General features: G+C 70.4%; 12 protein-coding genes. 4 read left to right on the plus strand and 8 right to left on the minus strand.

Features of this window, described 5'->3' with window-relative positions; translation table 11 throughout:
• Positions 1-54: 54 nt before the first annotated feature.
• The gene (locus tag HDA39_RS04065; protein ID WP_184793900.1) at positions 55-1,383 is read right to left on the minus strand and encodes an MGH1-like glycoside hydrolase domain-containing protein; all 1,329 of its coding nucleotides are present in this window, start codon (positions 1,381-1,383) and stop codon (positions 55-57) included.
• Positions 1,384-1,391: 8 nt separating this feature from the next.
• Complete coding sequence (locus HDA39_RS04070; protein WP_184793901.1) at positions 1,392-1,982, minus strand: DUF3043 domain-containing protein; 591 nt, start codon at positions 1,980-1,982, stop codon at positions 1,392-1,394.
• Positions 1,983-2,149: 167 nt separating this feature from the next.
• Here HDA39_RS04070 and HDA39_RS04075 point away from each other — a divergent pair, with 167 nt between their 5' ends.
• From HDA39_RS04075 to HDA39_RS04090, 4 genes are all read left to right on the plus strand, one after another.
• Complete coding sequence (locus HDA39_RS04075) at positions 2,150-2,959, plus strand: PspA/IM30 family protein (protein ID WP_184793902.1); 810 nt, start codon at positions 2,150-2,152, stop codon at positions 2,957-2,959.
• Positions 2,956-3,231 (plus strand): PspA-associated protein PspAA, encoded by a 276-nt coding sequence (pspAA, locus tag HDA39_RS04080; protein ID WP_184793903.1) that lies wholly within the window; start codon positions 2,956-2,958, stop codon positions 3,229-3,231. Before HDA39_RS04075 ends, pspAA begins: the two co-directional genes overlap by 4 nt.
• 240 nt (positions 3,232-3,471) lie before the next feature.
• Entirely contained in the window at positions 3,472-5,001 is a 1,530-nt protein-coding gene (locus HDA39_RS04085) for an exopolysaccharide biosynthesis polyprenyl glycosylphosphotransferase (RefSeq protein ID WP_184793904.1), read from the plus strand.
• 79 nt (positions 5,002-5,080) lie between these two features.
• Positions 5,081-5,668: an RNA polymerase sigma factor gene (locus HDA39_RS04090; RefSeq protein WP_184793905.1), complete on the plus strand. Its 588-nt coding sequence runs from the start codon at positions 5,081-5,083 to the stop codon at positions 5,666-5,668.
• A gap of 72 nt (positions 5,669-5,740) precedes the next feature.
• Here HDA39_RS04090 and HDA39_RS04095 read toward each other — a convergent pair whose 3' ends face one another.
• Genes HDA39_RS04095 through HDA39_RS04120 form a run of 6 tightly spaced genes read right to left on the minus strand, consistent with a single transcriptional unit; the run spans position 5,741 to position 13,055 of the window.
• A complete protein-coding gene (locus HDA39_RS04095; protein WP_184793906.1) occupies positions 5,741-6,115 on the minus strand; it encodes a hypothetical protein in 375 nt (124 codons plus the stop codon).
• Positions 6,116-6,120: 5 nt separating this feature from the next.
• A complete protein-coding gene (locus HDA39_RS04100; protein WP_184793907.1) occupies positions 6,121-7,743 on the minus strand; it encodes a right-handed parallel beta-helix repeat-containing protein in 1,623 nt (540 codons plus the stop codon).
• 29 nt (positions 7,744-7,772) lie between these two features.
• Positions 7,773-8,987 carry a glycosyltransferase gene (locus tag HDA39_RS04105; RefSeq protein WP_184793908.1) on the minus strand — a complete coding sequence of 405 codons (1,215 nt, stop codon included), beginning with the start codon at positions 8,985-8,987 and terminating at the stop codon, positions 7,773-7,775.
• Positions 8,984-10,219 carry an O-antigen ligase family protein gene (locus HDA39_RS04110; RefSeq protein WP_184793909.1) on the minus strand — a complete coding sequence of 412 codons (1,236 nt, stop codon included), beginning with the start codon at positions 10,217-10,219 and terminating at the stop codon, positions 8,984-8,986. Before HDA39_RS04110 ends, HDA39_RS04105 begins: the two co-directional genes overlap by 4 nt.
• Positions 10,216-11,841 (minus strand): YveK family protein, encoded by a 1,626-nt coding sequence (locus HDA39_RS04115; protein WP_184793910.1) that lies wholly within the window; start codon positions 11,839-11,841, stop codon positions 10,216-10,218. Before HDA39_RS04115 ends, HDA39_RS04110 begins: the two co-directional genes overlap by 4 nt.
• Positions 11,838-13,055: a Wzz/FepE/Etk N-terminal domain-containing protein gene (locus HDA39_RS04120; protein WP_184793911.1), complete on the minus strand. Its 1,218-nt coding sequence runs from the start codon at positions 13,053-13,055 to the stop codon at positions 11,838-11,840. The genes HDA39_RS04115 and HDA39_RS04120 overlap by 4 nt, the downstream gene beginning before the upstream one ends.
• Positions 13,056-13,101: the final 46 nt, after the last annotated feature.

The raw sequence follows: 13,101 nt of genomic DNA on the forward strand, positions 1-13,101 counted from the left end.
CCCGCCGACGCTCTACCTACGGACGTCCGCCGGCCAGGGGGTGGTGGCAGTCGGTCAACTGACCTCGATTGTCAGCGTGTGGTGGCCGGTCAGGTCAGCCGGTACGGCGGTGGTTGGCCGGCCGTCGAGCAGGACCTGGGAGTGGGTGCCGGAGCCCGTGAGGGTGAGGTCGAGGGTGGCGGAGCGGTAGGGGAGGCCTGTCAAGTGGAGGTCGCCCAGGCCCTCGGGGACCACTGGGGAGATGGTGATGCCGGACGGGGTGAAGTGGAGGCCGAAGAGGGACTCGTGGATCAGGCGGAGGTACGCGGTGGCCGACCAGGTCTGGTGGGGGAGGGACTCCCAGTGGCGGCCGACCTGCCAGCCGCCGTCGACTGCGCCGGTGGTGGCGTTGTAGAGCTCGAAGAGCTCGTCGCCGGAGCCGTGGAAGAGCTGGGACAGGTCGTCGAGGGTCTGGCCGAAGGCCTGGGCATCACCGGCTGAGGCGGCGGCCGCGCCCCACAGGCCCATGACCATCGGCCAGCAGATCGCGTTGTGCCGGCCGGGGCGGGCGGCGTCGTACCGGGGGAAGTGGGGCCAGACGTTGACCATCCCGTACGGCTCGCGGTGCGCGGCCGCGAGGATCTGACGGGTGCGGGAAGGCCCGGCGATGCCGAAGTCGATGGCCAGGGCCAGTCCGGCGGTCTCCTGGTGGCGGTCGAGCCCGTCCGGACCCAGGTAATACCCGTACAGCCCGGCGGAGGCGTCCCAGAGGTGCAGGTTGATCGCCTCGGCCAGTACGTCGGCCCGGCGGTCGAACAGCGGCTCGTCGCCCAGCAGCGCCAGGCAGCGCAGCGCCCGGACGTACACCGCGTTGGTCGACAGGCACCGCAGCTCCGCCGTGCCCGGGTAGTCGAGCACGAACGACCCCCCTTGCTCGTCCGACGACTGCACCTCCTCGTACGACGGAAGCCCGCTGATCCCGTCCTGCATCAGCGCCGGCCCGGCGTACAGGCCGGTCGCGGGGTCGAAGCGCTCCCGGTCGAGGATCGCGAGCGACGCCCGGCCGATCTCGTACGCCGTCGCGGCGAACGCGGTGTCGCCGGTGACCGCTACGTGCTGCCACGCGCCGATCACCCAGATGATCTGGTCCCACCACTGGTTGTCCTGCGCCACCACCCCGCGGCCGGAGTCGCAGACCTTCAGCAGCGTCGCCCGGGCCACGTCGGGCGCGAGCAGGCTGGCGGCGTTCCAGCAGTTGATCGCCGCGTCGCGGGTCCACGGGTCGTCGTAGCCCCCGCCGGCCCGGACGAACCCGGCGGCGGTGACGTTGACGTCGAGCAGGTTGCGCAGCGCGGCGTCGTACAGGTTACTCAGGACCGGCGGGCCCTCCAGCGACGGTCGCATCGAGCAGCTCAGGCCGGCTTCTCGCCGCGGGCGACCATCGGCTTGGGCAGCCGCCAGCGCCGCATCTGCATGGTCCGCCGGACCGCGTAGAACCCGATCCCGCGGGTGCCCTCGTTCGGGAACTTCTTCGCGATCGACCGCTTCAGCCCGCTGGACAGGAAGAACCAGTCGGCCGCGATGCACGCGATCATCACCAGGAACAGCAGGTTCACCAGCCCCGGCAGCCAGGTGAACACGCCCGAGAAGACGACGCCGAGCAACGAGATCACCAGCAGCACCGGCAGCGCGAACTCCATCACCGACCAGCGGGCGTCGACGTAGTCGCGGGCGAACCGGCGGACCGGGCCCTTGTCGGCGGCCGGCAGGTACCGGTCGTCGCCGGTCTTCATCGCGTCCTGCATCTTGGCCCGCTCGGCGCGCATCTTCTCGCGCCGGTACGCCGAGGCCTCCTTGCGGTTGCGCGGCTTCTTCAGCGCGGCCTTACGGGCCTGCTCGGCCTCGCGCCGGGTCGGGGTCGGGCGGCCCTTGCCCCCGGTCTTGCCCTGGGGTTCCGCCGCGGCGGGGTCGGACGGTGTCTCGGACTTGCTACGACGGAACACGGGAGCTGGACCTCATTCGGGCTGCGAGTCGTCCACTCGGGGTGGTCCCCGGAGGATCGGGCCAGTTTATCGGGGCCGGTCCTGATGGTGTCGTGACCCATGGGGACATAGGGTGGATGACACGCACGCCGGGTCCACTCTCCGGCACAGAAGGGGTACGGATATCGATGAGCATCTTCAGGCGGATGTCGACGATCTTCAAGGCCAAGGCGAACACCGCCTTGGACAAGGCCGAGGATCCTCGCGAAACTCTTGACTACTCGTATCAGAAGCAGCTCGAACTGCTGCAGAAGGTACGCCGTGGTGTGGCCGACGTGGCCACCAGCCGGAAGCGGGTGGAGCTGCAGGCTTCGCAGCTGCAGGCCCAGTCGTCCAAGCTGCAGGAACAGGCGCAGAAGGCGCTCTCGATGAACCGGGAGGACCTCGCCCGCGAGGCCCTGACCCGCAAGTCGGGCCTGCAGGGCCAGATCGACGATCTGACCGCCCAGCACGCCCAGCTCCAGGGCGAGGAGGAGAAGCTCACCCTCGCCTCGCAGCGGCTGCAGGCCAAGGTCGAGTCCTTCCGCACCAAGAAGGAGACCATCAAGGCCACCTACACCGCGGCCGAGGCGCAGACCCGGATCAACGAGGCCTTCTCCGGCATCTCCGAGGAGATGAGCGACGTCGGTCTGGCGGTCCAGCGGGCCGAGGACAAGACCCAGCAGATGCAGGCCCGCGCGGGCGCGATCGACGAGCTGCTGGCCTCCGGCGCGCTCGACGACGCCTCCGGCACCAGCAAGGACAGCATCACCCTCGAGCTCGAGCGGATGTCGACCGGCTCGGACGTCGAGAGCGAGCTGGCCGCGCTGAAGGCGCAGGTCGGTGGCACCGAGGCGCCCAAGCAGCTGTCCCAGGACGCCCCCGGTGGGGCACAGCCGGCTCAGCAGCCGGCCCAGCAGGCCGAGCCGGTTCGACCGCAGGACGGAGACGTTCGATGATCGTTCGCATCATGGGCGAGGGGCAGTACCGGCTCGCCGACGAGAAGCTGGACCAGCTGAACTCGGTCGACGGCGATCTCGAGAAGGCCGTCTCGGCCGGCGACGAGGACGCTTTCAAGACCGCCTTCGCCGCGCTGCTGGCGTTCGTCCGCAACGGCGACCGGGTGCCGGACGACGAGCTGCACGACTCCGACGCGATCCTGCCGCCGGGTGACAGCACGCTGGCCGAGATGCGGGAGCTGATCAGCGGCGACGGCCTGATCGCCGGCTGATCACTGTTCGTAGTTGGTGCAGCCCTCCGAGGCCCTCTGGGAGCCCGGGGGGCTGTGTTTTGCGCGCTTGCGGACATCGCGGGTTCCGGACTGTAAGAACCCGCAATTCACTACTATCGGATGGCGTTGAGCCGTAGTAACCTCTGGGCATTGCCGTTGTGGGGGCGGCATTTCATCAATGTCCGTGACGGGGTGTGGTTGAGTCACGGGCCTTGATTCACCTGTGGGGGGTGGCTCTGTGTGACTGACTTTGTCGTGTCCGAAGGGTCGAGTGATCCGATCGACGGGCGGGCGGCGCCTTTTGGCGATCGTCGCCGGCCGGTCTGGTCGATACCGGCCGAAGTCCCGGCGATCGTGCCGCTGGCAGCGCGGTTCACGGAGGCGCGCTGGGTCGCGAAGTATCGCTGGGCCGCGCTGGGCGGCGATTTCGCCGCCGCGCTGATCGGGGCCACCGCCGCCCTGGTCACCCGGTTCGGTGGCCAGATCAGTCCGGGGTACGTGATCCTGGGCGCGGTGCTGCCGCTGGCCTGGCTGGCCTGCGTGGCGCTGGAACGGGGGTACGAGACCCGGTACTTCGGCACCGGTCCGGAGGAGTTCCGGTCGGTCCTGCGCGCCACGGTGGCGCTGACCGCCGTGGTCGCGGTCACGTCGTACGCGACCAAGAGCAACGTGGCCCGCGGTTTCGTCATCCTGGCGGTACCGCTGACGTGCCTGGCGGCGATGGTCGTGCGGTGGATGCTGCACCGGGCCATCGCCAACCGCCGCTTCGTCGGCCGGTGCATGCGGCGGGTCCTGGTGGTCGGGCACAACGGCCAGGTGTCGACGCTCAAGCACCATCTGGAGGAGCGGCCGGCCGACGGCTACGTGGTCGTCGCGACCTGCCTGCCTCGGGGCTCCGCCGAGGAACCCGGGCCGGACTCCAACCGGTTGGGACGCGCGGAGGTGGACATCCTCGCCGCGGTCGACCTGTACGACGTCGACGTGGTGGCGGTGGCCGCCGATCCGGAGCTGACCGGGCACTCGCTGCGCCGGCTGTCCTGGGCGCTCGAGCAGCGGGGAGTCGAGCTGATCGTGTCGCCCGGCATCGTCGAGGTCGCCGGACCGCGGATCTCGATCCGGCCGGTCGCCGGACTGTCGCTGCTGCACCTGGAGCGCCCTTCGGTCAGCGGCGGACCGCACCTGCTGAAGAACATCTTCGACCGGCTGGTCGGCGGCGGACTGTTGCTGCTGGCAAGCCCGCTGCTGCTGGTGACCGCGTTGCTGGTGCGGCTGACCAGCCGCGGCCCGGCGCTGTTCCGGCAGAAGCGGGTGGGCCGGGCCGGCGTCGAGTTCACCATGCTGAAGTTCCGGACCATGTCCGTCGACGCCGAGGCCCGCAAGGCCGACCTGCACGCCCTCGACGAGGGCAACGGGATCTTGTTCAAGCTGCGGGACGATCCGCGGGTGACCCGGCTCGGCCGGCACCTGCGCAGGTTCTCGGTGGACGAGCTGCCGCAGCTGGTGAACGTCGTGCGGGGAGAGATGTCGCTGGTCGGACCGAGGCCGCCGCTTCCGGCCGAGGTCGCGCGGTACGCCATCGACGACGCCCGGCGGATGCTCGTCAAGCCCGGACTGACGGGGCTGTGGCAGGTCAGCGGACGCAGCGACCTGACGTGGGAGGAGTCCATGCGACTCGACCTGCGCTACGCCGACAACTGGTCCATCGCCTTGGACCTGCTCATTTTGTGGAAGACCGCGCGGGCCGTCGTCGGCCGCGACGGCGCCTACTGATCGTTCCCGGCGCGCCCGGTCACGGGCCGCGGCTCCGGGATCAGCGGACAGCACAGCAGTGTTCCCGAGGGGGGAATCCATGCCACACCCCGATGTCACCAGTGATATCGACGCAAAGGAATCGACCGCCCGGTCCGAGGCCGCGCGCCTGGTCGAGCAGGCCGCACAGGGGGACCAGGCGGCCTGGCGACGGGTGGTCGACCAGTACTCCAGACTCGTCTTCGCCGTCACCCGCAGCTTCCGGCTCAGCGACAGCGACGCCGGCGACGTCTCCCAGGTGGTGTGGCTCCGGTTGCTGGAACACATCGACCGGGTCGATCCGGTCAGGGTCGGCGCCTGGCTGGTGATCACCACCCGGCGGGAGTGCATTCGCGTGCTGGCGTTCCGCAAGAGGGTGGTGCTGACCTACGAGCCGGACGCCTTCGAGGTCGTCGGCGGTGAGCAGCCGGAGCTGGACGCGGAGCTGATCGCCGACGAGCGGGCCGTCGACGTACGGCGTGCGCTGGAGAGCCTGCCGGACCGCTGGCAGCAGCTGCTCGGCCTGCTGATGGCCGATCCGCCCATGCCGTACGCGGAGATCTCCGCGAAGCTGGACATCCCGATCGGCAGTATCGGCCCGATCCGTGGTCGCTGCCTGGACAAGCTCAGGGTGCTGCTCGCTTCGTGAGCGCGCGCTGAGTCGATGGGCCTGGGCCATGCCCCCCGGCCCGGAGCCGGCGGCCGGCCGGACCGCAGAGGATCAGAGCATGATCCACGCGGTCCGGACCGGCCGCCGTGCGGTGCCTGGCCACCGGAGCAGGAAGCTGACCAGCCGTCGCGTCACCGGGTCGTCGGCATCCCCGGCGCGGGCCTCGACGACCACCGGGCCGGCCGGGCAGACCCACAGGTCGACCGTTAGTTGCCCCCGGCCTCGAGCGTCGACGTCGAGTGTCCAGCCGTGGCCGGCGAACCGCAGGTGACGGACGTCGTCGCCGATGTCCGAGCCGTCCACGAGGCTGTCGTAGATCAGGTCCAGCACCGCGAGGTCCCGTTCGTGGTGCGCGAACGCCGCGTAGCCGGCCGAGCGCAGCAGCTCGAGCTGCTGGCCCGCCGCGCGCTCCGGTCGCCCGCCCATCGCGGTCAACGCTCCCCTTGGACCTTGATCACGCTGTCGCGATCCTGGCCGTACGGCGCGCCCTGCCAGGTGGACCAGTTCACCTTGTTGCCCTGTTCGTACAGGACGAAGTTCCACGGCCCGCGGTAGGTGTTGGCGTAGAAGCGGTTGCTCTGGTCGAAGGTGATGGCGTCCTGGACGGTCTTCTCCTTGTACGGCGACCAGGCCGGGAACGTTCCCCAGTTGGAGAACAGCCCGTTGTAGCCGCACCCGCTGTTGGAGGCGCAGGACTTGCCGAGCTTGGTCGGGTCGAGCGAGAAGGTGTTGCCGTGCACCTGGACGTTCTGGGTCTTCCACCGGCAGTCACCCAGGTACGGCTGCTTGCCGATGTTCCCCGCGTTGCAGGTCTTCACCGTGGCGGTCGCCGGGTTGACCAGGGTGCCGGAGCCCGTGCTGGTGTTGGCCGGCGAGCCCGCGAACCGGTCCGCGTTCTCCCACAGGACCACGCCGGCCCAGTTGTCGGTGAACAGGTTGCCGGTGATCTCGAACGTCTGGTTGAACTGCCCCGGCACCCGCGGGTCGCTGCCGGACTCGGAGATGTACAGCGCGGAGGTCGGGAAGCCACGGTTCTCCGGGCCCTTGCCCAGACCGTTGCGGGCGAACGTGTTGCCCCGGATGCTCGCGTTGTAACTGGTCTCGTAGATGATTCCTTCGGCGGTGTTGTCCGCGATGTAGTTGCCCTCGATGGAGAAGCCGGTGTTGTTGGTGTCGGCCCACAGGCCGGCGCTGAGGTTGTCGTGCACCCAGTTGCCCCGGACGACCGCGCCGGTCACCTCCCAGAACTTGCCGCCGCCGGTGCAGCCACAGCCCGGTTTGAGCCGCTCCCAGTCGTCCACGTTGTTGCCCGCGATCTCGTTGTTCTCGATCACGATGCTCGCGACCTTGTCCGGGTTGTAGGCGTTGAAGCCGTACTGGCCGTTGTCCTGCAGGCAGTTGCCCCGGACGAGGTTGCGGCTGCCGATCATCACCGCCGAGCCGGCGTTGCGGCGGATCGTGTTGCTCTGGATCGTCCAGCCGGTGGCGGAGTTGTGGTTCACCACCCCTTCGTCGTTGTTCGTCCTCGGGGCGCCGAAGTTCTGGATGGTGAGGTTCTTGATCGTCACGCCGGTGACGTAGCCGGTGAACGCGTAGCGGTTGACCCGCTGGCCGTCGAGGACGGCCCCGGGCGCTCCCACGTAGGTGTTGCCCTCCTTGGGAATCACCTGGCTGAAGGGACCGGTGCCGAGGGTGTGCGTACCGGGCTGCAGCCAGAAGGTGCTGCCGGCCGGGCTGGCCTTGCTGAGCTCGTTGAGGTTCTGCGTCGTCGCGACGGTGATCGCGCCGGCCGGTGCGGTGGCCGGTCCGGCCAAGGCCTTGGCGTTCGCGCAGACCTTCGCCGTCGGTGCGGCCGGAGCGGTCGCCGGCGGCGCCGGCGTCGGCGCCGTGTCGGGCGGCGGTGCCGCCCCCGGGGCGGTGTCGTCACCGGCTCCGGCGACGATTCCGGCCAGGAGACCCGCGACCAGGACCAGACCGGCCGCGATGAGCACCAGGCGATGGCGGTACAGCGCGGATCGACGACCGGACGACCGGGCGGAATCGGGTTGGTCCATGAGACTTCCTTCGGCGGGGGCGATCGCGGCTAGCGGCGGGCGGGGCGGTGGGCGGGGCGGGGCCGGCCGATGGCGAACCGGTAGATGTCGAGCAGTTGCTCGAGGTTGCGCTGGGGATCGTGCTGGTTCTCGTACGTCGCCCGGGCGCGGCGGCCGTACTCCTGGTAGCGCTCGGGGTCGCGGTCGGCATCGAGCAGCAGCTTCGCCAGCGCGTCCGGCTGACCGGGTTCGAAGAGCGCGCCGTCGACGCCGTCGCTGATGAGATCCGGGAACGATCCGTGGGCGGAGGCCAGCGGCGGGACTCCGACCGCCATCGCCTCCACCACCACCAGGCCGAAGGTCTCCTCCCACTCCGACGGCAGCACCACCGCGCGCGAGCGGGCGATCAGCTCGAAGCACTGCTGCTTCGTGAGGTGCCCGGCGAGCTCGACCGACGGGCGGTCCGCGGCCCACGCCGTCACCTCGGCGAGCAGCGGACCACCGCCGGCGATGACGAGGCGGAGCGCGTCGTCACCGGCCTGGGCCCGGTAGGCGTCCCAGCCCCTCATCAGCAGCGACGCACCCTTCGGACCGTCGAGGCGGCCGACGTACGCGACCTGACGTTGCCGCTCGCCGCCGACCGGACCGTCGTACGGGACGAAGTTGTGCTTGACGAAAGTCCGCTGCGCAGCGAATCCCATCGCGGCGAGCAGCCGGCGCTGGGAGTCGGAGATGAAGATGTAGGCCGACACCAGGTCGCGCCAGCTGCGGCGGTGGGCGCGTGCCGCCAGCACCGTCGGTCCGGTCGCGAGGACCGAGCCGCGGTAGCAGCGGTGCAGCAGCGCGGGGGCCGGATTGCCGCCGGCACAGTCGTGGCAGACGGCCCCGTCGCGGAAGAAGTCGCCGCTGGCGCAGAGCAGTTTGTAGTTGTGCAGTGTCGCGACGACCGGTACGCCGGCGGCGCGGCACGCGTACAGCACGGACGGGCTGAGCAGCGGGAACGTGTTGTGGACGTGGACGACGTCGGGCCGGCTCCGCTCGAGGGTCGCCGTCAGTTCCCGCCTGCTGGTGGAGTTCCAGACCACCTTCGCCGGGAGCATCGCCTTCTGCCAGGCCGGCCAGCTCTCGATCTCGTCGCTGAGCCGTCCGAACGTGTCGACCTGGTGGCCGAGGGCCGTCAGTGCCTCGCCTTCCTGCGCGACGACGCGGTTCTCGCCGCTCGGAGCGGTCGACCGGTACGTGTTGTGGACCAGCAGGATCTTCATCGTGCTCCTTCGCGGGAGGCTCCGGAGTAGACCAGGCACGCGGCCAGGGTGAGTTCGAGCAGGTACGGCGACGCGTCGCTGAGGCCGCTCTCGGTGAAGGAGGCGACGACGCAGTAGGCCACCAGGAACAAGGCCAGCGCCCGGCGCGGACCGTCCGGCTGGAACCAGGCGGCGATCAGCACGAACAGCAGCATCGCCACGACGATGGCCACGCCGGCCAGGCCGATGTCGTAGTACGTTCCCAGCCAGTTGCTGTCGATCGGCAGGCCGTTGAAGGACTTGTTCGACAACCCGAGGCCGAAGATCGTCTCGAAGGTCGAGCGGGGCGCGGCCGCGATCGACTCCCAGACAGCACGCCGGCCGGTGAGAGCGGCGACTTCCTCGGTGTCCTGTCCGCGGGCGAGCCACGTGGTCACCACCGAGCCGAGGGTGAGCGCTCCGATGGTGAAGGCGGCCGCACCGATGGCGAACGACTTGCGGACCCGCGACCTGGTGGTGAACAAGCTCAGGCCGGCGATGAGGATGCCGGCCAGCAGTGCGACCAGGGCGGTACGGGTGTGGGTCAGCAACAGGACTGGCACTGCCAGCACGACACTGATCAGGGCAACCTCGCGGCGCAGCAGGCCGGACAACCAGAGCACCGTGGTGAGACCGACGGCCACCGCGGCGTAGTGGCCGACCTGGGTCGGTGGAATGGGCCACAGGGCTCCACCGAGCCGGTCGTCGGTGAGCGCTACGCCCGGAGCAGCCAGCAGTCCGAGCAGGACGGAGCCGAGCACGATCCACAGGAACATCAGGTGGGTTCGCACCAGCAACAGATCGCGCCGTGTCCACCACGGCGTCAGCAGCCACAGCACCGTGACGAAGAGGATCAGCCGGGATGCCCGGAAGAGTGCGCCGAACAGGAACTCGGCCCCGACGCTGGCCAGCAGCGATTCCGCCGCCAGCAGAGCCAGCAGGAAGATGAAGACGCTGGGCCGGACGCGGGCCGGCCTGTTCACGCTCAGCGCCAGCACCAGAGCCACCACGAGGGAGGACTGGGTGATGAGTTTGCCGACGCTCCCCGGGATCGGCAGGATGTGCGGCGAACCGGGAAAGAACGTCAGCACGTTCAGCACCAGCAGGCCCCAGACGGCCTGGACCCGGCGCCGCCGCCGGCGTTGCGGTGAGAGGACCCGTGGTCCGTCGGGTCCGCCCGCGAGCCGCGCCCCGATCGTCGCGATCGCACTCATCGGCCGAACATCTCCAGATCCCTGACCGGTCCGCCCGTGGCCTCGGTGACGCCGATGCCTTCGTCGGTGCGGTCCGCGTTGAGCACCACGGCCGTCTCGATCGACAGGCCGGCCAGCCGGAGCAGCTCCGCGGTGGCGTGCAGCTTGGTCGCCGTGGAGCGCCCCGCCGTCACCACGACCGCGGCCCGCGACGACCAGGTGGCCAGGTGATCCGCGCCGAGCGCGGGTGTCACGGTGGCCAGGGTCAGGACCAGGCCGGCGGAGTCCCAGGCCGCGTCGAGGGCGAGGTCGCCCGACCCGGTCGGCCGGTTGTTGTCGCCGAGGCGCAGGTAGCACCCTTCCGAGGGACCGGCGGCGGGATCGGGACGGAACACGTCGATCCGCCGGCCGCGGTCGCTGAAGTGTGACTCGTGCGTGCCGGTGGCCCTCACCCCCAGCAGATTCGCGAGCAGGCCGGTGCCACTCAGGTCGGCCACCAGGACGTGCTCGCCTTCGGCCGCCGCGGAGACGGCCAGCGAGGCGATCGCCAGAGCGGATGACCTGACGTCGTCGGCGCAGACCACGGCCAAGGCGGGCAGCGCCGCCTGCGAACGGTCGAGCTGCTGGTCGAGGTGCTGCGCGAGCAGACGGACTTCGGGGTGCCGCTGCTGGGACTCGCGCAGGTAGCCCGGGAAGGGCCACCACCGCCAGCGCGGCGGCCGGCCGGTGCTGAGCCGGATCCGGGTCGCCAGCGAGCGGGCGATGTCCTGCCGCTTCCACAGCCGGTCGGACAGCAGCGCGCGGACGACGACGAAGCCGAGTCCGATGAACAGTCCTCCGAGGAGGCCCAGAGCGGCGTTGATCGCCAGTGTCCGCTTCGCCGAGGTGGGCACCGGGGCGGCTTCGTCGAGCAGGCGGGTGCTGTTCATCTGGGAGGCCTGGACCTCTTGATCCATGAGCTGCTGCTGGATGTACTTGAACTTCTCCCGCGCCGTGGTCAGCTTCGCACCCTCCGGGCTGTTGGGCTTCTCGAGTTCGGCCGGATCGTCGCCGACCGCCCTGACCGCGTCCTCGGCCTCGGTGAGCGCGGTCTGGGCCGCGGTCAGATCGCGACGCAGCGGGGCGTCCAGCTGCGCGATCTGCTCCTTGCGGAAGGCCAGGTAGGTCTGCGCCAGGACGGTGGCCAGCTGGGTGGCCTGCTCGCTGGTCTTGGCGCTCGCCGTGATCTCGAGGACCCGGTCGGTCAGCGGAGTGACGGTGTACTGCTTGAGCAGGTCGTCCGGGGTCTCGGCCAGCTTGAGGCGGGCGATGGTCCGCTGTGCCACGGTGTGCGTGGTCACCAGGCTGACGTCGGTGGCCGCTGCCCGGGCCGGGTCGTCGCCTTGGCGGTGGGTCAGGAGCAGCCGGACCGACGACACGCTGGCCGGTGGCAGTACGACGGGCGCCGCCAGCCCGAGGACCAGCCCCACGACGGCGAGCAGGAGCCAGGTCCGCAGATGCCGTTTGACCGCATCGCGGAGGAATCGGACGGTCACCAGGCTGTCCGGCGGGTAGGCGGCCGACCGGTCCTCGGTGAACAGGTCGTCCTCGTCGTCCCAGGTCCGGTCGCCGCGCAGCGGCTCGGAGTACGGCTGGTTGCTCATCGGGTCGTCCTCCTCGCCGTACCGGTGAGCAGGGTCGGCAGCCGCGAGCCGGTACGGCGCGACGACGACGAGACCCGCCCGATGGTGCGGTCGGTGGGATCGGGATCGACCACGATCAGGCCGTCGATCTCGCGGCCGTCCGCCGCGGCCGCGACGGCGAGCCGGGCCAGTTCCTCGGCCGTCACCGTCCCGGCCGACAGCGCGACGATCGTGCTGGTGGTGCGTTCGGCACCGGCCGGCTGGGGAGTCTCCCGGTCGACCACGACGAGGTGGATGCTGAGGGCAACCTTCCCCGGGGGCTCCTGGTGGTTGTCGACCACGATCGCGGTGGACAGGCCGATCGAGGTCGCGAACGCGGCCAGCTGCGGACCGAGCGGCCTCGCCTTGTCGTCGCCCGCGAACGAGAGCACGGTCAGCGACACCGGCGCACCGCCCTTCACGTCCAGGCCGAGGTGGTGCAGCGTCTTGCGCAGGCTCCAGGCCTCGACCGCCGTGGGCGTGTAGTGCTCGAGCAGGTGGGCCCAGTCCGCGACGTTCTCGGCCCGGTACGCCGAGACCGAGGCGAGCACGGGCAGTCCGACCGCGTCCGAGACCTCGTCCCGCAGTCGCAGCCGCCGGTCACCGCGGGCCTTCGCCAGGACGCCGATCGATCCGGCCACCGCGCCGAGCAGAGCGCCCAGCAGCCCGAAGATCGTCCAGTGCACGGCCAGGTTGCCGCCGCGCGCCGTGGTCGCCTCCTCCAGGATGCGGGCGCCGGTCTTCTTCCCCAGGTCGCCCGGCAGCTTCTGGTCGGTGCTGACGAACACCAGGTAGACCTCGGCGACCGCGTTGGCCAGCTGGATCGCCTGCTGTGTCGACGTCCCGCGGGCGTCGATCTGGAGCACGTCCTGGGTGACCGCGACGACCTCCACCCGATCGCGGACCACGTCGGTGGCCAGCGTCGGCGACAGGTTCTGGCCGGCGCTCTTGAGCACCGGCTCGCTGTTGGCGATGAACACCTGGGTCTCGATGCTCTGCGCGCCGGCCGCTTTCTCCGCATCGGTCGCCGGCGGCGGTGGCAGCACCACCATCGACGTCGCCGTGTGCAGCGGTGGCTGCAGCAGGGCGAAGCCGATACCGGCCAGCAGGCCGGCCGCCGCCACGATCGCGACCACGCGCCGTTGCCGCCGGATCGCGCGCCAGGACTTCCTGACGTCCAGCTCCTGTGTGCTCACAGGCCCCTCCAGTCGAACGCCGTCCGTTGGTTCCTGTAATAGAGGG

The organism is Kribbella italica (genome assembly GCF_014205135.1).
GTDB classification, from domain to species: Bacteria; Actinomycetota; Actinomycetes; order Propionibacteriales; family Kribbellaceae; genus Kribbella; species Kribbella italica.

Excerpts from the sequence above, each read along its gene's own strand:
- HDA39_RS04065 (WP_184793900.1), bottom strand. The coding sequence starts at position 1,383 with ATGCGACCGTCGCTGGAGGGCCCGCCGGTCCTGAGTAACCTGTACGAC.
- HDA39_RS04075 (WP_184793902.1), top strand. The coding sequence starts at position 2,150 with ATGAGCATCTTCAGGCGGATGTCGACGATCTTCAAGGCCAAGGCGAAC.
- pspAA (WP_184793903.1), top strand. The coding sequence starts at position 2,956 with ATGATCGTTCGCATCATGGGCGAGGGGCAGTACCGGCTCGCCGACGAG.
- HDA39_RS04090 (WP_184793905.1), top strand. The coding sequence starts at position 5,081 with ATGCCACACCCCGATGTCACCAGTGATATCGACGCAAAGGAATCGACC.
- HDA39_RS04095 (WP_184793906.1), bottom strand. The coding sequence starts at position 6,115 with ATGGGCGGGCGACCGGAGCGCGCGGCGGGCCAGCAGCTCGAGCTGCTG.
- HDA39_RS04100 (WP_184793907.1), bottom strand. The coding sequence starts at position 7,743 with ATGGACCAACCCGATTCCGCCCGGTCGTCCGGTCGTCGATCCGCGCTG.
- HDA39_RS04105 (WP_184793908.1), bottom strand. The coding sequence starts at position 8,987 with ATGAAGATCCTGCTGGTCCACAACACGTACCGGTCGACCGCTCCGAGC.
- HDA39_RS04110 (WP_184793909.1), bottom strand. The coding sequence starts at position 10,219 with ATGAGTGCGATCGCGACGATCGGGGCGCGGCTCGCGGGCGGACCCGAC.
- HDA39_RS04115 (WP_184793910.1), bottom strand. The coding sequence starts at position 11,841 with ATGAGCAACCAGCCGTACTCCGAGCCGCTGCGCGGCGACCGGACCTGG.